At 64.6% G+C, this 18,541-nt stretch carries 18 protein-coding genes; 5 read left to right on the forward strand and 13 right to left on the reverse strand.

Annotated elements, in window-relative coordinates:
• Positions 1-24: 24 nt before the first annotated feature.
• Complete coding sequence (locus QCE88_RS36420; RefSeq protein WP_309910440.1) at positions 25-1,806, forward strand: ShlB/FhaC/HecB family hemolysin secretion/activation protein; 1,782 nt, start codon at positions 25-27, stop codon at positions 1,804-1,806.
• Here QCE88_RS36420 and QCE88_RS36425 read toward each other — a convergent pair.
• From QCE88_RS36425 to norR, 7 genes are all read right to left on the reverse strand, one after another.
• Entirely contained in the window at positions 1,790-2,608 is an 819-nt protein-coding gene (locus tag QCE88_RS36425) for a c-type cytochrome (protein ID WP_309910442.1), read from the reverse strand. The two genes, QCE88_RS36420 and QCE88_RS36425, sit on opposite strands and share 17 nt — an antisense overlap.
• Positions 2,605-4,230 (reverse strand): b(o/a)3-type cytochrome-c oxidase subunit 1, encoded by a 1,626-nt coding sequence (locus tag QCE88_RS36430; protein WP_309910444.1) that lies wholly within the window; start codon positions 4,228-4,230, stop codon positions 2,605-2,607. Before QCE88_RS36430 ends, QCE88_RS36425 begins: the two co-directional genes overlap by 4 nt.
• Complete coding sequence (locus tag QCE88_RS36435; protein ID WP_309910445.1) at positions 4,220-4,786, reverse strand: cytochrome C oxidase subunit II; 567 nt, start codon at positions 4,784-4,786, stop codon at positions 4,220-4,222. The genes QCE88_RS36430 and QCE88_RS36435 overlap by 11 nt, the downstream gene beginning before the upstream one ends.
• 18 nt (positions 4,787-4,804) lie before the next feature.
• Positions 4,805-4,969: a hypothetical protein gene (locus tag QCE88_RS36440; RefSeq protein WP_309910446.1), complete on the reverse strand. Its 165-nt coding sequence runs from the start codon at positions 4,967-4,969 to the stop codon at positions 4,805-4,807.
• Positions 4,970-4,982: 13 nt separating this feature from the next.
• Positions 4,983-6,254, reverse strand: coding sequence for a cytochrome c (locus tag QCE88_RS36445; protein WP_309910447.1), 1,272 nt, complete (start codon positions 6,252-6,254; stop codon positions 4,983-4,985).
• Positions 6,255-6,267: 13 nt separating this feature from the next.
• Positions 6,268-6,879 (reverse strand): c-type cytochrome, encoded by a 612-nt coding sequence (locus QCE88_RS36450; protein ID WP_309911034.1) that lies wholly within the window; start codon positions 6,877-6,879, stop codon positions 6,268-6,270.
• Between the two features lie 409 nt (positions 6,880-7,288).
• A complete protein-coding gene (gene norR / locus QCE88_RS36455) occupies positions 7,289-8,881 on the reverse strand; it encodes a nitric oxide reductase transcriptional regulator NorR (protein ID WP_309910448.1) in 1,593 nt (530 codons plus the stop codon).
• Between the two features lie 112 nt (positions 8,882-8,993).
• On the opposite strand from norR, the gene hmpA reads away from it, so the two are divergent.
• From hmpA to QCE88_RS36475, 4 genes are all read left to right on the forward strand, one after another.
• Positions 8,994-10,175, forward strand: a complete 1,182-nt coding sequence (hmpA, locus tag QCE88_RS36460; RefSeq protein ID WP_309910450.1) for an NO-inducible flavohemoprotein — start codon at positions 8,994-8,996, stop codon at positions 10,173-10,175.
• A 170-nt stretch (positions 10,176-10,345) separates the two neighbouring features.
• Entirely contained in the window at positions 10,346-10,783 is a 438-nt protein-coding gene (locus tag QCE88_RS36465) for a carboxymuconolactone decarboxylase family protein (protein WP_309910451.1), read from the forward strand.
• A gap of 90 nt (positions 10,784-10,873) precedes the next feature.
• Complete coding sequence (locus QCE88_RS36470; protein WP_309839394.1) at positions 10,874-11,014, forward strand: hypothetical protein; 141 nt, start codon at positions 10,874-10,876, stop codon at positions 11,012-11,014.
• Between the two features lie 128 nt (positions 11,015-11,142).
• A complete protein-coding gene (locus QCE88_RS36475; RefSeq protein ID WP_309910452.1) occupies positions 11,143-11,277 on the forward strand; it encodes a hypothetical protein in 135 nt (44 codons plus the stop codon).
• A 150-nt stretch (positions 11,278-11,427) separates the two neighbouring features.
• On the opposite strand, the gene oxlT is transcribed toward QCE88_RS36475, so the two are convergent.
• The 6 genes from oxlT to oppB form a co-directional block, all read right to left on the reverse strand.
• Complete coding sequence (gene oxlT, locus QCE88_RS36480) at positions 11,428-12,744, reverse strand: oxalate/formate MFS antiporter (RefSeq protein ID WP_309910453.1); 1,317 nt, start codon at positions 12,742-12,744, stop codon at positions 11,428-11,430.
• A 355-nt stretch (positions 12,745-13,099) separates the two neighbouring features.
• Complete coding sequence (locus QCE88_RS36485; RefSeq protein WP_309910454.1) at positions 13,100-14,500, reverse strand: OprD family outer membrane porin; 1,401 nt, start codon at positions 14,498-14,500, stop codon at positions 13,100-13,102.
• Positions 14,501-14,728: 228 nt separating this feature from the next.
• Positions 14,729-15,712 carry an oligopeptide/dipeptide ABC transporter ATP-binding protein gene (locus QCE88_RS36490; RefSeq protein ID WP_309910455.1) on the reverse strand — a complete coding sequence of 328 codons (984 nt, stop codon included), beginning with the start codon at positions 15,710-15,712 and terminating at the stop codon, positions 14,729-14,731.
• The gene (locus QCE88_RS36495; RefSeq protein WP_309910457.1) at positions 15,705-16,700 is read right to left on the reverse strand and encodes an oligopeptide/dipeptide ABC transporter ATP-binding protein; all 996 of its coding nucleotides are present in this window, start codon (positions 16,698-16,700) and stop codon (positions 15,705-15,707) included. Before QCE88_RS36495 ends, QCE88_RS36490 begins: the two co-directional genes overlap by 8 nt.
• Positions 16,701-16,703: 3 nt before the next feature.
• Positions 16,704-17,594, reverse strand: a complete 891-nt coding sequence (locus QCE88_RS36500; protein WP_309910458.1) for an ABC transporter permease subunit — start codon at positions 17,592-17,594, stop codon at positions 16,704-16,706.
• A 10-nt stretch (positions 17,595-17,604) separates the two neighbouring features.
• A complete protein-coding gene (oppB, locus tag QCE88_RS36505) occupies positions 17,605-18,525 on the reverse strand; it encodes an oligopeptide ABC transporter permease OppB (protein ID WP_309910459.1) in 921 nt (306 codons plus the stop codon).
• Between the last annotated feature and the right edge of the window lie 16 nt (positions 18,526-18,541).

An 18,541-nucleotide genomic window follows, 5' to 3' on the forward strand; every position in this document is an offset into this window, starting at 1 on the left:
GCTTCCGTCCTCCGAGCAAGCCTTATGAAGTTGAACACCCGCCTGAAAGCCCTGCCCCTTACGGCAATACTGTCCCTTGCGGCCCATGCCCAAGAAGTCCCCGCATTCAGAGAACAAGCCGCAGCCGCCCGCGCCAACGCTGAACAAACCCAGCAAGTGCAACAGCAACAAGAAGCACGACAGCGCGAGACCGCCATCAGCGCGCGATCTGTACGCTCCTCGGATCCAAACATCGCGACCTATCCCGAGCTGAAAGAAGAGCATCCTTGCTTCCGCATCGAATCCTTCACTCTCAACGTCCCCACCACGCTACCCGAACCCCAACGCACACAAGGCGCCTCTACCCTTCCCCTTGACCCATTCTTCTTCGCGCGCGAATGGCTGGCTCACTATCGCGGGCGCTGCATCGGGCGTGACGGCCTCACTATCCTCACAAAGGCCCTTCAGCAAGACCTCCTGAGTCGCGGTTACCTCACCACCCGCGTTCTGGTCCCCGAGCAGGACCTCACAAACGGTACGCTTCAATTCGTGCTCATTCCTGGCGTGATCCACGAGATTCGCTTCGACCAACCTGTAACGTGGTCCTCATGGCGCTCTGCCTTCCCCGCAAGACCGCACGACCTCCTTGACGTACGCGCACTCGAGCAAGGTATCGAACAGATGAAGCGCGTCCCGAGCCAGGACCTCGACATGAAAATCGAGCCCACCGACCAACCAGGCGAAAGCGATATCCTGCTGACGTTGAAGCGTTCCAAATCATGGTCCATCGTCACCTCGATCGACAACTCAGGCACCCGCGCAACAGGCAAGCCGCAGGGCAACCTCGGCCTCGGTCTCGACAATCCGCTCGGCCTGAACGACGTATTGACGCTCGGCGCCACCCAGGACCTGAAACTCGACAACAAGACAATGGGTTCGCACGGCTTCAACGGCACGTATTCGGTCCCATGGGGATACTGGACCGCAACGCTCTTCGGCTACACGAACAGCTACCGTCAGCAAATCGCGGGCGCGAATCAGACCTTCACATCGAGCGGCGAGTCGCAGACAGCAGGCGTCAAGCTTGCCCGCGTGTTGCGACGCTCTCAAAACGATGTGTTCGCCGCCTACATCCAGCTCTCGCGCCGCTTCAACGCGAGCTTCATCAACGACACCGAAATCGACATCCAGCATCGCAACAACACGTTCCTGGAAACCGGTTTGACGGACCGACACTACATCGGCAACTCGCAGCTCGATGCCGCGCTGGCGTTCCGGCAAGGCATTGGCGGATTCGGTTCAACGCCAGGCCCAACATCCGACCAAACGCGCTCTTCAACATCGCAAGCCAGGCCGACCTACCGCTACCGGATGGGCACGCTAGACTTCAACCTCTCGGTGCCTTTCGCCCTCGCGCACCAGCCGCTTCGCTACGTGACCACCTTTCGCGGCCAGCATTCGCCGGATCGGTTGTTCTATGTCGACGATTTCACAATCGGCAGCCGCTACACGGTGCGTGGCTTCGACGGCGAGCAGATGCTGGCGGCCGAAAGCGGTTTCTACTGGCGCAACGAGGTGCAAGCGCCGCTCGGGCAGTGGCGTCAGTCGATCTACGTAGGCATCGACTACGGGCGCGTGTTCGGCCCGAACACGGCCTTCCTCGCAGGCACCCAGTTACTGGGCGCGGTCCTCAGCATCCGAGGCGGCGTTCCCCTCCCACTCGCTGCCCTGAAGTACGACCTGTTCGCAGGCACCCCGCTCATCAAGCCGGCCTCGCTCGCTACCGCGCGCGTGACGATCGGCTTCCAGCTCACCGCCCAGCTCTGACCTTCTCCAGCTCCCGCGCGTAATACATCGACGCCGCATCGATTTCCTCCGCGGTCATGTTGCGCGCCACGTTCCGCATGACGCCATCGATGTCGTTGGTCCGCGTCCCGCTCGCGAACGCAAGCAACTGCGACTTCGTATAAGCCGCTGGCAAACCATCGAGCCAGGGACTCCCCGCCTTGCTGTCTATGCCGCCATGACACACCGCGCAGGGCACCACATTCCGCATCGGCGCACCGTGCGCGACGATCGCCGGCGCGCGCGCATCGCTCACTTTGCGTTGCGCCGGCGGGCGCGGCAGGCTCGCGTAATACGCCGCGAGATCGCGCATGTCCTGATCGCTCAGGTTCATCGCCATCGGCGACATCACCGCGTTGCTGCGCGCGCCCTTCTGAAAATCGATCAATTGCTTGTAGATCACCGCCGCATACTGACCCGCCAGATTCGGCGAGTTCGCGTCGCTCATGCCGCGATCGCCATGACACATCGTGCAGCGCAAGGCCAGCGTCGCGCCGCGCCCGATGGAATTCGCGCTCACGTTCGCCAGCAGTTGCGGCGTCATCTCGACGCTCGACAACCTCACCTCCGGCTCGACCACCACGCCACCTCCCGCGTACCAGCTTCGCGGCACGCCCGCCGCGCTGCAGATGGCGTTCCAGATGCCGCTGAACTGTGCATCGCGCTGCACCGAAGGCAGCCATACGAAGCCGATCAGCGCCGCAACGATCGCAATTCCAATCGTCCCCAGTACACTGACCGTGAACCAGCGATTGCGGAAGGTGAAGAGGCGTTCGTCGCTCATCGCGCGGCTCCGATGGGCACCGCGGGGACTTCCGTGTCGGAGCGCGCGAGCAGTTGCGCGATCGGATAGCCGTAGTTGATCAGCGTGAGCCCGATCATCAGTGCAAGCCACAGTGCAAAACTGTTCAGCGCCACCGGAATGCTGTGCGGCTCATGCACGGCGCGGCTGAAGCGGAACGGCTCGATAGCCGCGCGCGGCGTGCGATGCGCCCTCACCAGCACGATGAAGAACAGCACCGCCGACACCAGCAAAATCAACGCACCCACCACCGATATCACCACGGACAGCGCCTGCGCCGCGATCTCCGGGTCGCTGTAGTCATAGAAGGCCATGCGTCGCGGCATGCCCAGCAGGCCGACAAAATGCCACGGGAACGTCAGCACGATCATGCCGATGAACCACAGCCACAGTTGCCAGCGCATCAGCTTCGGATGCAGCAGCGGCCGCCCGGTCAGATGCGGCCAGAGATCGTAGGCAATCACGAAGTACATGATGACGATCGCACCGCCAAAGATCAGGTGAAAATGCCCCGTCACCCACTGCGTGTTGTGGATCGTCGAATCGAGCTGGTAGCTCATGTTGATGAGGCCGCCCGCGCCTCCAAAACCGAGCATCACGAAGGAGAACGCGACAGCGAGCATCATCGGATTGTCCCAGGGCAGCGCCTTCAGCCAGCCCAGCGGGCCGCGTCCGCCGCGCAGCCGCGCCGCGATCTCCACCGACGCGCAGATCGTGAACACGGTCAGCAGCGTCGGCACGGCGACGAGCGCGGTGAACACCGAATGCATGAACTTGAAGCCCGAGCCCACTTGCGGATCGGCGAACAGGTGATGGATCCCGATCGGCATCGACACCACGAGGAACAGAATGAACGAGATGCGCGCCATCGCATCGCTGTACAGACGGCCGCCGATCGCGCGCGGGATGATCGTGTAGTACGCCACGTAGGCCGGCACCAGCCAGAAATAGACGATGGCATGCAGAGTCCACGAGAAGAAGATGCGCGCGAGGCCGGCGTCGATCGTGGTCTTCCAGCCAAAGGCCACTGGCAGAATCAGGAACAGCACTTCGATCGCCGCGCCCACCGCGGTCCAGCCCCACAGATACGCGCCTGCGACGGTCGCGAACATCGCGAGCGGCACCGGCTTGCCGCGGTTCTCGCGCTTCCACACGGCCAGGTTCACCGACATCAGCGCGACCCACACCCACGAGCCCACCACGACCAGCACCACGCCGAGGTAATAGAAGACGTTGCCGATCATCGGCGGATAGAAGGTGTAGAGCACCGAGGCGAGGCCCATGGCCACCGGTATGGTCGCCGTGACCGCGCCCGCCGCAACCATCCAGAAGCCCAGCCACGCCCAGCGCATTCCCGCGAGCGGTCGCTTCAGCGCCAGTTCGCTGACGGCATAGCCGAAGCCCATCGCCACGAGCGTCGGAAAGGCGTAGCCCATCACAGTGCCGTGCTCCGTCACCGAGCGGTAGTACAGCTCCGGATTCTGCAGCCACGGATGCAGCGGACTGCGCACGAGCATCTGCCATGCGCCGAGCACGAGCGCGATGCCGAAGGCGCCGAATGCCAGCCAGAAATGCGCGAGGACGAGCCGCTTGCTATTGAACACAGGACACTCTCCGCGAACGGGCCGGCAGCCTGGCGGCCCTCTCCATGAACTCGGCGCGATCGATCACTTTCACGTGCGCCCACATGTTCTGATGCCCGGTGCCGCAATACTCGTGGCAGGGCATCAGATGATCGCCGGTCGTCTCGAATGTCGTCTTGAAGGTCGAGACATAGCCCGGCGCGAGCATCGAATTGATGTTGGTTCCCGTGATCAGGAATCCATGCACGACGTCCGCCGCTGTTGCACGGAACGTCACCGGCACGCCCGCCGGCACCACCAGGCATTGCGGCGTGAACGAGTACTGCTGCGCGACGATCCGCACCGTCACCGAACCATCCGCTTCCGGCGCGCTGCCCAGATTGCTCTCGACGAATTCGCCCGACACGCCCACCGTCTCCGGCCGCACGGTCTCGACGCGCGACGGCGGCATCATCGCCCAGTGCAGGCCGGTGTAGACGACCATCCCGACCAGCAGCACGGCAATCGCGAGGACGAGGATCGCCCAGCGCCGTTCCACGCGTTCGGCAATGTCATGCGAGCTGGGATCGATGGCCATATGCGAAGTCTGGATGAATCACCGGATCACGCCGCGCGGCAGGAACACGGCGAAGTAAAAGACGAACCACATGCCGATCACGAGCGCAGTCGAGATGCCGGCCAGCACAATCGCGCCACTCGGGCCGCGCTTCACGATCTCGTCGAGCCTGGCGTCTTCGTCCGCGTTCGGGTCTTCGTTCATGGTCGTCGGATCTCTAGTAAAGCGGCGCCGAGCGCAGTTCGTTCACGTCCTTCACCGTCACCGGCGCGCCGTGGTTGCCCCATGCGGTGCGGATATAGGTCACCACGGCCGCGACTTCCACATCGGACAGGGATTGCGCGAACGGCGGCATGCCATACGGCTTCGGGTTCTTGAACGTGCCGGGCGGATAGCCGCCGTTCAGCACCATGCGGATCGGGTTCACGGCCGAGTTCATCACGATCGACTGATTGTTCGCGAGCGGCGGAAAATCCGGCGGCTTGCCCTCGCCCCGCGCGGCATGGCACTCGGCACATTGCGCGTCGTAGATTTTTTTGCCGAGCGGCGCGAGACTCGTCTGCTGTTCCCTCACCGCCTGTCCGGGCGGCTCGGGCTTGTCGCCGGAACGCGCAGGCAGCGCCTTCAGGTAGACGGCCATCGCGCGCACGTCGTCCTCGCTCAGATACTGAAGGCTGTCGTAGACCACTTCGGCCATCGGTCCGTACACCGCGCCGCGATGACTGACGCCCGCATGCAGCAAACCGACGATGTCGTCCATGCTCCATTCGCCGAGACCGGCCTCCCGGTTCGAGGTCAGCGAGGGCGCGTACCAGTTCTGGATCGGGATCAGTCCGCCCTCGAACGCCTTCGAGCTCACGTTGCCGCCCAGTGCGTTGATCGCGGTGTGACACATCGAGCAGTGTCCGAGTCCTTCGACCAGATACGCGCCGCGATTCCATTCCGCCGATTGCTTCGGGTCCGGCCGATACTCGCCCTCCCTGAAGAACAGCGAGCGCCAGCCAAACAGCAGTTGCCGCTTGTTGAACGGAAAGCGCAGTTCGTGCGGCCGGTTCGGCTGATGCACGGGCGGCGTCGACATCAGGAACGCATAGATCGCGTCGGAGTCGGCGCGCGTGACTTTCGTGTAGGACGTGTACGGCATCGCCGGATAGAGCAGCGAGCCGTCGCGCGACTTGCCGTCGTGCATCATCGTGTAGAACTCGTCGGCGCTCCAGCCACCGATGCCCGTCTCCCGGTCCGACGAAATGTTGGGCGTGAAGAGCGTGCCGAACGGCGTGTCCATCGGCCGTCCGCCGCCAAAGGTCCGGCCCGCAGGCAGCGTATGGCACGCGATGCAATCGCCCGCGCGCGCCAGATACTCGCCACGCTTGATCGTCTCCGCGCGGTCCTGCGCATGAACCGGCGTCGACGGCGCCAGCAGCAAGACCGCCCAGGCCGCCAGAAGAATCGTGACGGCCAGCGCTCCGGAGGGTCGAAATCGGCGCACGTCGGGGTCCTCGTCAGTGGGGAACGCTGCCGCAAGCGAGCGGCATCTTGAGCGAGCCGGCCGCCACCGGCGCCGGATCCGCCGGCGCAGGCAGCGAGGCCAAGTAAGTGGCAATCCCGGTGATGTCGCGGTCGGACAGCAGCTTCGCGATCTGGCCCATGCAATCGGGCGCTGCCGTCGTGCGGGTGCCGTAGCGCCATGCGCCCAGTTGCGCGCTCAGATAATCGGCGTGCAGGCCCAGCAGGCCCGGAATGGCGGGCTCCATGCCGGTCATCGCCGCGCCATGGCAACTGATGCAGGCGGGCACGCTGCGCGCCGGATCGCCCTTCGTGACCAGCGACTTGCCCCGGTCGAGCGTTTTTGCATCGACACTGACGGGCCCCGGCGGCGGAAATGGCGGACGCTCGCCCGCGAAATACGCAGCAATCTCCTTCAGATAGGCATCCGGAAGATAGGCGAGCAGGTAATTCATCGGCGGATATTTACGCCGGCCGTCGCGGAACGCGAGCAACTGGTTGTACAGATAGCCGGCAGGCTTGCCGGCCAGGCGCGGGAAATAGTCGTTGTCGGTGCCCTCGCCGTGCGCGCCGTGGCAGGCGGCGCATCCCATCACGCGGGCCTGCATGGTGTCCGGCGCACGCTCCGTGGTCGGCGCGTCCGCGGCGAACGCCCCGCTGCCGAAACACAGCAAGAGTGCGCACAAGATGAACGTGCTGAGCTTCGCCACGTCTGTCACGTTCTGCACGTAACCCCCGGTTGTCGAAATGCCGTGTTCGAAATGCCGTTCTCAATACGCCGTGCGGGACAGGCCCGCATCCGGCACGCTGCTTCAAGGCACTGCGGTGAACATGCTGTCGATGGGTTGCGTCAGGCTGTTCTGATACTAGAAGACAGCGCCCGCTTTTCCCAGCACCGGAATTGTCTCAATGCGCGGGCGCGCCGCGTGACGGGCGCCAGCGCGTTTCTTGATATTCAACAATCAATTGAATATTTTCGAGACAGGCAACGATGGAGGGCTTCGAAGCCGGCCGCGCTTACTTGAGCCCGAGGCGCTTCGCGAGGCGATTCAGATTGGCCCGGTCCAGACCCAGCTCGCGGGCCGCGGACGCCCAGTTCTGCTCATGACGCCTGAGCGTGTCGAGGATCAGCGAGCGTTCGTAGGCGCTCACCGCCGCGCGGAAATCCGCGCCGCTTGCCGTTAGCGGCGGCGGCACGGCGGACGCCTGGGCCGGGGCGGCATCGCCGTTGAGCGCGAGATCGGCGGCGCTGAGCGTCAGGATGCGCGGACGCTCGCGGTGCGAAGCCAGCGCCTTCAACGCGCTCCGGCCGATCAGATGCTCCAGTTCACGCACGTTCCCCGGCCAGCGATAGGCCAGCAGCGCGGCCTGGGCGTCGGCGGCGAGGCGCAGGCTCAGCAGGCCGAGGCGCGAACGGTTTTCCTCGAGGAAGAAGCCGGCCAGCAGCAGCACGTCGCGGCCGCGCTCGTGCAGCGCCGGCACCACGAGCGGATACACCGACAGCCGGTGATACAGGTCCGCGCGAAACCGCCCTTCGCGCACTTCCTCGGCGAGATCGCGATTGGTCGCCGCAATCAGCCGCACATCCACCTTGTGCTCGCTGTCCGAGCCGATGCGCTGCAACTGCCCGTTCTGCAATACCCGCAGCAGTTTCGCCTGCACGGGCAGCGGCAGTTCGCCGACTTCGTCGAGAAAGAGCGTGCCGCCGTCGGCGAGTTCGAACTTGCCGCGCCGGTCCGACGACGCCCCGGAAAACGCCCCTCGCACGTGCCCGAAGAGTTCGCTTTCGACGAGCGTATCCGGCAGCGCGGCGCAGTTGAGGCTGACGAGCGGCTTGTCGGCGCGCGGCGACAGCGCGTGAATCTCGCTCGCGACGAGTTCCTTGCCGACGCCGGTTTCCCCTGTCACGAGCACGGTGAGATCACTAGATGCGACGATCGCGATCTCTTCCAGCATCCGCCGATGCCGGTCGCTGCCGCCGATCATCTCGCGCCGCTTCGGGCCGCTGGCCTGCCGGTAAGCCTCCGCGCGATGACGCTCCGCCTCCCGCGAACGCGCCAGCCTGTCGATGCGCCCGGCGACGCTCACCGTCGCCGCCGCGAGACTCAGAAACGCTTGCAGCGAGGCCATGTCGATGCCGTCGAAACGGGCGGGATCGAGCGCGTCGAGGGTCAGCAGGCCCCACGCGCGGCCATCGATCCACAGCGGGCACCCCAGGCAATCGTGCACCTCCAGATGGCCGCTGACGCCCTTGACGAGACCGTCATAAGGGTCCGGCAGGTCGGAGCTGGCGGAGAAGCGCGTCGGCGCCTCGTGGGCGAGGATGCGGGCGAAGCGCGGATGCTCGCTGACCCGGAAGCGTCGCCCTAGCGTATCGCCCGACAGCCCATCGATGGCGAGCGGTACGAGCGTGTCGCCGTCGAGGCGCAGCAGCGCGGTGGCGTCGCTCGGGAAAAGGGCGCGGGACGTATGCAGCAGACGCCGGTAGCGCTCGGTGTCCGGCATCTCGCTCGACAGATCCTCGATGAGCGGAACCAGTGCGTCGAGCAGCACGCGCGAAGTCATTGCGACTACGTCGGCAGTCTTTTTGACCAGAGTCGAATCGACCATATAAATCTTCAAACCGTTGATTTAGCGACGATTCTACCGTGGCACGGAACGTGTATTGGAATTTGCATAGACTTCCGATGCGAGACGCATCTTCACCCACGAGGAAAGAACCATGCTGTCAGCCGAACACCGTGCCATCGTCAAGGCGACCGTTCCCCTGCTCGAAAGCGGCGGCGAAGCGCTTACCACGCATTTCTACGCCCGGCTGCTTGCCGACTACCCCGAAGTCCGGCCGATGTTCAATCAGGCGCATCAGGCGAGCGGCGCACAACAGCGCGCGCTTGCGAATGGCGTGCTGATGTACGCGCGCCATATCGACGAACTGGAGAAGCTTGGCGGACTCGTTGGCCAGATCATCAACAAGCACGTCGCGCTGAATATCCAGCCCGAGCATTATCCGATCGTCGGGCGCTGCCTGCTCGCATCGATCCGCGACGTGCTCGGCGCAGAAATCGCCACCGACGCCGTCATCGACGCCTGGGCCGCCGCTTACGGGCAACTCGCCGACCTGCTGATCGGGCTCGAGGAAGGCATCTACAGCGAACGCGAACAGGCGCCCGGCGGCTGGCGCGGCACGCGGCGCTTCGTCATTGCCCGCAAGGAAAAGGAAAGCGACGAGATCACGTCGTTCTACCTGACGCCCGAAGACGGCGGCGCGCTGCTCGATTTCCGTCCGGGCCAGTACATCGGCTTGCGCGTGGTGATCGACGGCGAGGAAGTGCGTCGCAACTATTCGTTGTCGGCCGCGCCGAACGGCCGTGAATACCGCATCAGCGTGAAGCGCGAGGCGAACGGCAAGGTGTCCGGCTTCCTGCACCAGCACAAGCACGCGGGCGATGTGCTCGAACTCTATCCGCCCGCCGGCCACTTCGCGCTCGAACCCGGCGACAAGCCGGTCGTGCTGATCAGCGGCGGCGTGGGTATCACGCCGACGCTCGCCATGCTGCATGGCGCGCTCGCAACGCAGCGTCCGGTCACGTTCATTCACTCGGCGCGGCACGGCGGCGTGCATGCGTTCCGCGAGACCATCGAGGCGCTGGCGGCGCGCCATCCGCAGTTGAAGCGCTTCTACTGCTACGAGCACGCACGCGACGGCGATCATCCGGCGGACGGCATCGGTTTCGTCGACGAAGCCTTGCTCAGTAAGTGGTTGCCCGCAGACCGCGACCTCGATGCCTATTTTCTCGGCCCCAAGCCCTTCATGAAGGCCGTGAAGAAGCATCTGAAGGCGCTTGGCGTGCCTGAATCGCAAAGCCGATACGAGTTCTTCGGCCCGGCTGCGGCGCTCGACTGAACGCGTTGACGCATGGTGTTCGAAACCGCGACGCAGCTTGCCGCGGTTTTTTTGCGTCCGGCGCATGACCCTTCCACTGGTTACCTCGTATTTCACAAAATCGGCTATTTGAATAGGCCACCTTCAGGCCTATTCTGAACCTGTCCAAACCCACCGCAAGGAGCATCGCCATGGAACCTCGTCTCGACTTCTACAAGGCCAACCCTGCCGCCATCAAGGCGCTCGTCGGCGTGGAAGAGCGCATCGGCAAGTCCGCGCTCGAAACGTCCCTGACCCATCTGGTGCGCCTGCGCGCCTCGCAGATCAACGGCTGCGCGTTCTGCGTCGACATGCACACCACCGATGCCCGCAAGGGCGGCGAAACCGATCGTCGTCTCGCGACCGTCGTGGTGTGGCGTGAGACGCCGTTCTTCACGGATCGCGAACGCGCCGCGCTGGAATGGACCGAAGCACTGACGCTGGTCTCGCACGATCACGTGCCCGATGCCGTCTGGCAGGCCGTGAAGCCGCATTTCAGCGACGAGGAAATCGTCGACCTGACGCTGCTCGTGTCGGCGATCAACGCATGGAACCGCTTTGCCATCAGCTTCCGCAAGCTGCCCGCCTGACGCGCCCGGCCCACTTTGACAATCCGGGCGACGCAAAGTAACTATGATGGCGGTCAGCTTCCATGAACGTGGCGCCCGGGCTATCTCATCGTGAATCTTCGTTATCTTCGCTTCGCCATCCTTGCCGTAACCGTGTCACTCGCGCTCAGCGGCTGCGGGCTGTTCGGCTGCGGCGGCGTGGCCACCAACGGCGGCGGCTTCGGCGGTTGCAGCGTCGGTACGCGCTTCTGATTTTTTCTCCCTCATTTGGCGGGGTCTGCGCCCGCCCCTCGACGCGGCGCGTCCTCCCTACGGGAGCGGGGTTTTACGGCAAGCCGTTCCCGCCGACACTGTCTCCAACCACCCGTTTGGAGAAGGTCATGGACGCCCACCTCGCACTCGCACTCTTCGCCTGCGCTTCAATGGCATCGGCACTGAGCCTTCCGGCGTGGATCGCCATGATCGAACGGCGCGCGCCACAGCGCATCACGGCCACCGTCCGGTCCACGAGATAAGAGAGCGAGGAGACCATCCGCCGGCGGCTACACATCACGCGCAATCGCAATCGGCCTGCGGGCCGCTTCGTCAGTCGCAAGCCGCGAAACGCGCGAGCTCGATAACAATAAAACGGGCGACACGCCGGGTCGCCCGTCCTGGTCACGCCTTCAGTCTTTCATGGCAGGCGTATAAGGCAGGTCCAATCCCGCCGCCCGCGCATGCCGCACCGTATGCGCCTGACGCATCGGTTTCAGCACGAAGAGCGCAAGCAGCGCCGAAAGCGCCGCCATCCCCGCCGCGAGCATGAACACCGCGTGCCAGCTTCCGGTCATCGACGTGATGACGCTCGAAAACGGCACCAGCAGCGCGGCCGTGCCCTTCGCCGTATAGAGCAGTCCTGCATTGGTCGCCGCGAACTTCGGACCGAAGGTGTCGCCGCAGGTCGCCGGGAACAGGCTGTAGATCTCGCCCCAGGCGAAGAACACGATGCCGGTCAGCACCACGAAGGCCACCGGATTCTGCCCATAGCGCGACAGCGCGACGATCCCCACCGCCTCGATGGCGAACGCGATGAACATCGTGTTTTCGCGCCCGATACGGTCCGATACCCAGCCGAAGAACGGCCGCGTGAGGCCGTTGAGCACGCGGTCGATGGTCAGCGCGAACGTGAGCGCGGGCAGCGTCAGGCCGAGCAGCGACACGGGCGAGTCATGCAGGCCGAAGTCCTTCGCGATGGGACCGAGTTGCGCGGTCGCCATCAGGCCGCCCGCCGCCATCATGACGAACATCAGGTACATGACCCAGAAGATCGGCGAGGCCAGCACCTGCTTCGGGCTTGCGTTGTAGACGGCCGCCTTGACCGCGCTTTTCATGGAGGCAAGCAGTTGCGCCGGCGGTGCGTAGAGTGCCATGCCGAGCAGAAACACCACGAGCCCCTGCCCCAGCCCGAACCACAGGAAAGTGGCTTCATACCCGCTCGACTTGATCATGTGCGCGATGGGCACCACAGTCGCCGCCGATCCCATGCCGAAGCCCGCCGCCGTGATGCCCGCCGCCAGCCCGCGCCGCGCCGGAAACCACTTCAGCGCATTGCCGACGCAGGTGCCGTACACCGCGCCCGCGCCCACCCCGCCGACGGCCGCCGCGATATAAAGCAGCGGCAGCGATGACGCCACCGAGTTGATCGCCCACGCAATCGCGCAGAGCAGACCGCCGGCCACGACGACCGGACGTGGACCGTACTTGTCGACCAGATAGCCTTCCACCGGAACCAGCCAGGTTTCGGTCACGACGAAGATCGTGAACGCCACCTGAATGGCGGCGCGGCCCCAGTGATACTTTTCATCGATCGGATTGACGAAGAGCGTCCAGCCGTATTGCATGTTGGCGATCATCGCCATGCAGATCACGCCGAAAACCAATTGCACCCACGGCGAAGCGAGACGCGAGGCCCTGCCTTCGCGGTCCATCTGGTCCGTTCCCATGCCTGTCTCCTTGGCAATCATGCCTTGTGTATGCGTGCGTCGAACGACGCCTCTCGCGGCCACGTCCAGCGTCGCCGCATATACACAGTATTTGATATATCAAGTAAGTCAAGCGAAAGCATTGACGGGGTTTTCACGGAGAAAACCGGGCATCGTAAGCGCTTGAAAGCTTTTGGGGAGCTGGAACAGGAGGCAAAAAAAAGCCCGGCAGAGACAGGCCTGCCGGGCGATGAGCGTGGCGAGACATGGCAATCCGCAGCACGCCCTCTCTTTATATTGAAAGTTAAACGTAATGTAAACGGAAATAGTTGTAGGGTTTACGCGCTGCGCTGCTCTTTGGCAATCTTCCCATCCGTCAGAACACGTTCACCGGCAGATTCACCATCAGTCGATAAACGTCGCTGGTGCCGTCCGGATAGTACGGGCTGTTGCTGTGATGGTGCATGTAGTAGAACTTGATCGACGTGTTCTTCAGCTTGCCGCCCGGCACCGTGTAGCTCGGGATCACGCCCACTTGGTAGTGCGTGCCCTGGATCGGCTGACCGTTGATGCGGTACGCCGCAGCCTGTGCGCTGTTGCCGTTGGCCATCGCGCTGCCGTCGGCATCCCAGCCATACGCGCCCCACAGCGAGACCTTGAAACCCGGCACGCCGTAGCGCTTCATGTCGAGCGTGTAGGTCAGGCTCAGGGACTTTTCATGCGGCTGGTTGTAGTCGACATCCAGCGAGTTCGACAGGTAATCGCCTGCCGATTGTCCCATGTAGTCGAAGGTCTGATCGCTGACGATCTGCTGATACGCCACCTGCACCGTATGCGCGCCGTGCGTGCCCGACAGCGCCAGCGAGTAGGCATTGTTGGTGATCGCGCCCTGCCGCTGGTCGCCGATCGAACTCGTGTAGTAGTAGTTCAGCGCGCCCGTCCAGCGTATCGAAGCGGGGTCGCCGATACTCTGCGTCGCGCTCAGGTAGTACTGCTGCCACACGTCGTTGGCAATGCCGCCCCAGAGCGAGACGGCCGTGTCGGCGTCGTGGGTCCAGTCGCCGCCGAAGTAGATGAAGCGCGAGATATGCGTGCCGCCGTATTCGGTCGTGAGTCCGGTGACGCTCGTCATGCCGCGCGCGAGCACGGCGTCCACCGTGCCGGCCTTGAGCGTGAGGCCCTTGATCTCGTCGCTCGCGAGCGAGAAGCCGCGATACGTCGGCGGCAATGAGCGATTGTCGTGCGGCACGAGGAACGGGTTGTCGAAGAGTTGCTGACCGTACTTGACCACCGTGTTCGAGATGCGCGCCTTCACGTCCCACACGCCCGGATAGGCCCACGCCAGTTGCCCCGACCCGCCGCCGTCCGTGCCGAGGTGCACGCGGTTGCCCGCGCCCTCCCCGCCGTTGAGCTTGAATGCGCCGAACAGCGACACGTCGCCGCCCAGTCCGATCAGCCCCTTCGTATAGCCCGACTCGAACACGGCCTGCGCGCCCAGCACCGATGCATCCTTCTTGCCGCTGCCCTTCAAGTCGTCGTGTTCGGTGTAGGACCGCAGCAGCAGGTTGAAATGCGAGTCCTCGATCAAGCCGTTCGACTTCGCCTGGCTGCTCACCGGCGCATCGGCTTCCGTATGCGGCGGCGATGCGGGCGGCGCCTCGGTGTGACGCGTCGAGGCGTCGGCATCGGCTTCATCGGCATGGGAGGCGGCGGCGGTGGCCATGAAGCCGCTGAACAGCAGAATCGACAGCGCGATTGATCGCTTTTGTTTTTTCATAGAAAGATCTCCACGGATTGATGCAACGCTCGACTGCGCGCACAGAAAAATCAGGATGCAAAAGACCCCGCCCGCAGACCGGCAAGGTCTGGGCGTACGGACAGGGTCGAATGTGGCGGGCCGGCCAGATGGACTACGCCGGCCCTTCGCTAACGGGCGGGGATCGGGCGACTCATGCGGGCGGACGCGTCCTCGCTATCGAAGGGTTGCAGGGGAAGCGCACGGCCATCATGCGAAGAGACACGCCGCCGAGACATCGCCGCCGAGCGGGCGCAGCGCGGGCACCTCGTGCGCGCAGCGCGCCTGCGCCACCGGACAGCGCGTACGGAACACGCAGCCTGAAGGCGGATCGATGGGACTGGGGATATCGCCCGGCAGGATCTCCACGGTCCGGGCGCGCTGGATCGCCGGATCGGGCACCGGCACGGCGGAGAGCAACGCGCGCGTATAGGGATGGCGCGGCGTGTCATAGAGCGCGTGCTTGCTGGCCAGCTCCATCACGCGGCCGAGGTACATGACCATCACGCGATCGGAGATATGGCGCACCACAGCCAGGTCGTGCGCTATGAAGATCAGCGCGAGCTTCATCTCCTTCTGCAACGACTTGAGCAGGTTCACGATCTGCGCCTGAATGGAGACATCGAGCGCGGACACGGGCTCGTCGCAGATCACGAGCTTCGGCTCGACCACCAGCGCCCGCGCGATGCCGATGCGCTGACACTGGCCGCCAGAAAACTCGTGCGGATAGCGATTGATCATCTGTTCCCGCAGGCCGACGCGCGTCATCATCGCGCGCACGCGGGCATCGATCTCGCGCTTGTGCATGCCCGGCCGATGCTCGACGAGCGGCTCGGCGATGATCTGCCCGACCGTCATGCGCGGATCGAGCGAGGCGAGCGGGTCCTGGAAGATCATCTGCACATCGGCGCGCAGCGCGTGCCACGCCCGCTTCGACGCGCTCGCGAGTGGCGCGCCCATCCATACGATCTCGCCGCTGGTGGCCGGAATCAGGTTGAGGATCGCGCGCGACAGGGTGGATTTGCCGCAACCCGATTCGCCGACCACGCCGAGCGTCTCGCCGGCCTTCAGGTCGAAGCTGACGCCATCGACGGCCTTCAGCGTGCGCTTCGCCGCCCACGGCAGGCGTTGCTTGGCCCCGACCTGGAAATGCACGCGCATCTCGCGCACGGAAAGCAGGCTGGCGTCAGACATGGTTGATCTCCCCAAGACGGCTGTGCATCTGTTCGACGGGCCGATGGCACGCGCGCATCCCATGCACGCCGATGCGCTGGAGCACCGGCGCTTCACGCGCGCATTCGTCACTGGCGTCGGCGCAGCGCTCGTGAAACGGACAACCCGCGGGCGGATGCGCCATGTTCGGCGGATTGCCGGGAATGCCGACGAGTTCGCCGCCGTCGTGATCGAGCCTCGGCAGCGCGCGCAACAGTCCGATGGTGTACGGATGCGAAGGCCGGGCGAACAGCGTCGGCGCATCGCACTGTTCCATCACGCGGCCGCCGTACATCACCATCACCTGATCGCACAGGCCGGCGACGACGCCCAGGTCATGCGTGATCAGCACGATCGCGGTGCCGAAGTCATGCTGGAGCGTGCGCAGCAGTTGCAGGATCTGCGCTTGCACGGTGACGTCGAGCGCGGTGGTAGGTTCGTCGGCGAAGAGGATCTCGGGCTCGCACAACAGCGCCATCGCAATCATCACGCGCTGCCGCATGCCGCCCGAGAGTTCATGCGGATACTGCCCGATGCGATGCGCCGCCTCCGGAATGCGCACCGCTTCGAGCATCGCGATGGCGCGCTTGCGTGCCTCGCGGCGCGTCAGGTTCTTGTGCAGTTCGAGCACTTCGGTCATCTGCCGTTCGATGGTCAGATACGGATTGAGCGAACTCATCGGATCCTGAAAGATCATCGAAAGACGATTGCCGCGGACGCGGTTCAATCGCCGCCCGCTCATGCCGATCAGATCGTCACCGCGATACAACGCCTGGCCTTGGGCCCGACCGTTCGGCGCGAGCAGCCCGAGCATCGCGAGCACGCTCTGGCTCTTGCCCGAGCCCGATTCGCCGACGATGCCGAGCGTCTCGCCTGCCTCAAGCGTGAAACTCACGCCGTTGACGGCGCGCACGGCGGCGTCGGGGGTCGCGAACTCGACCTGCAAGTCCTTCACTTCGAGTAGCGGCATGGCTCACCTGTCCTTCGGATCGAGCGCGTCGCGCAGCCCGTCGCCGACAAAGTTGATGCAGTAGAGCGTGACCGACAGCAGCGCCGCCGGGCAAAGCAGGATCCACGGCGACGCCTCCATCACGCCGACGCCGTCCTGGATCAGCACGCCCCAGCTGGTCATCGGTTCCTGCACGCCGAGGCCGAGGAACGACAGCACGGATTCCGTGAGGATCACGGCGGGCACGGTGACGGTCGTGTAGATCGCGACGATGCCGAGCAGGTTCGGCACCACGTGGCGCCGGATGATGCGCGCGGTGGGCACGCCGATCGCACGCGCCGCCTCCACGTACTCCTTCGAGCGGATCGAGAGCGTCTGGCCGCGCACGACGCGCGCCATGTCCATCCACGAAAACACCGTGATGGTGATGACGACGAGATAGAACTCGCGGCCGAGCAGCGTGACCATCAGGATGGCGATCAGCAGATACGGAATGGCGTACATCATGTCGACGAAGCGCATCATCGCGTTGTCCACGCGTCCGCCGACAAAGCCCGCCACCGCGCCCCACACGATGCCGAGCGTGACTGACGTGAGCGTGGCGAGCGCACCGATCATCAGCGACACGCGTCCGCCGATCAGGCAGCGCACGAAGAGGTCGCGGCCGGTGTCGTCGGTGCCAAAAAAATGCCAGTTGGCGAGCGTGGGCGGCGTGCTGGTGGCGTTCCAGTCGGTCGAATCGAAGGCGTTCGGCGACAGCCATGGCCCTGCGATGCACGCCAGCGTGATGACCGCGAGCAGCACGAGACTCACGACCGCGGCCTTGTTGCGCAGGAAACGCGCGCGCGCGTCCTGCCACGGACTGCGGCCCGCGACGGCCTGTTCGAGCGTCGAACCAAGCAATGCTGTTTTCATGGCGCGCCTCTCAGTAACGGATCTTCGGATCGAGCCACGCATACGCGAGGTCGGCCAGCAGGTTGAGCAGCACGGCCACCGCCGTGACGAGCACGACGAGGCCCAGCACGAGCGTGTAGTCGCGATTGGCCGCACCATTGACGATCAGCTTGCCGATGCCCGGCAGCGAGAACACGGACTCCGTGACGACCGCCGCCGTGATCGATGAAATCGCCAGCGGGCCGATCACCGACACGACCGGAATCAGCGTCGGCCGGAGTGCGTGGCGCAGCACGATCACGCGCAGCGGCAAGCCCTTCGCGCGCGCGGTGCGGATGTAGTTGGTGTTCAGCACTTCGATCAGGCTGGCGCGCGTCACGCGGCCGATGGTCGCGACGTTGATGGTGGCCAGCAGCACGACCGGCAGCACCATGTAGCGCAGCTCGAAACCGTTCCAGCCGCCGGCCGGCAGCCACTTCAGCGCGATCGCGAACACGAGGATCAGCACCGGCCCGAGCACGAACGACGGGATCACGTTGCCCGCATTGCCGACGAGCATCAGCGCGTAGTCGGCCACGCTGTTACGGCGCAAGGCAGCGACGACGCCCAGCGCCACGCCCGCGACGATGGCGAGCAGCATCGACACGCCGCCGACCGCCAGCGACACCGGCAGCGCGCTCAGCACGAGGTCGTTGACACTCCAGTCCGCGTAACGGAACGAGGCGCCGAGGTCGCCGTGCAGGAGACCGTCGAGATACAGCAGGTACTGCTTCCACAAGGGCTCGCCGAGGTGATACTTCGCCTGCAGGTTGGCGAGCACGTCGGCGGATACCTTGCGCTCGCCGTCGAACGGGCCGCCGGGCGTCGCGTGCAGCAGCAGATAGCAGATCGTGATGACGATCAGAAGCGTCGGCAGCGTGAGCAGCACGCGCCGCAATGTGTATGACCCCATGAGCGTTTCTCCGGTG

This window comes from Caballeronia sp. LZ035, from assembly GCF_031451175.1.
Taxonomy (GTDB): domain Bacteria; phylum Pseudomonadota; class Gammaproteobacteria; order Burkholderiales; family Burkholderiaceae; genus Caballeronia.